The sequence below is a fragment of the Xanthovirga aplysinae genome, from assembly GCF_009711365.1.
GTDB lineage: Bacteria > Bacteroidota > Bacteroidia > Cytophagales > Cyclobacteriaceae > Xanthovirga > Xanthovirga aplysinae.
Genome location: NZ_SMMB01000035.1, coordinates 1 through 235, shown reverse-complemented (window position 1 = coordinate 235; position 235 = coordinate 1). Strand labels below are relative to the sequence as shown.

1 protein-coding gene is annotated in these 235 nt (G+C 42.1%); it reads left to right on the top strand.

Going from position 1 to position 235, the window contains the following annotated elements:
- A partial coding sequence (locus E1171_RS22930) for a hypothetical protein (protein ID WP_425509582.1) occupies positions 1-235 on the top strand: 235 nt, incomplete at both ends.

Sequence of the window (235 nt, the reverse complement as noted above, 5' to 3'; positions counted from 1 at the left end):
TTTAGGGTCTCATAGTGGCTACACTTCCACAGGAAGTTCTAATGTATTTATTGGTTATGCAGCAGGTTGGTTTGAAACGGGGAGCAATAAACTTTATATAGCCAATGATGCTACCAGCACACCTTTGATTTATGGAGATTTTGCAAATAAAACCCTAACTTTCAATGGGCTGGCAGGAATGGGAATAGCGGATCCACTTGCCCGATTACACGTTTACGATGCCAATGACATCGTG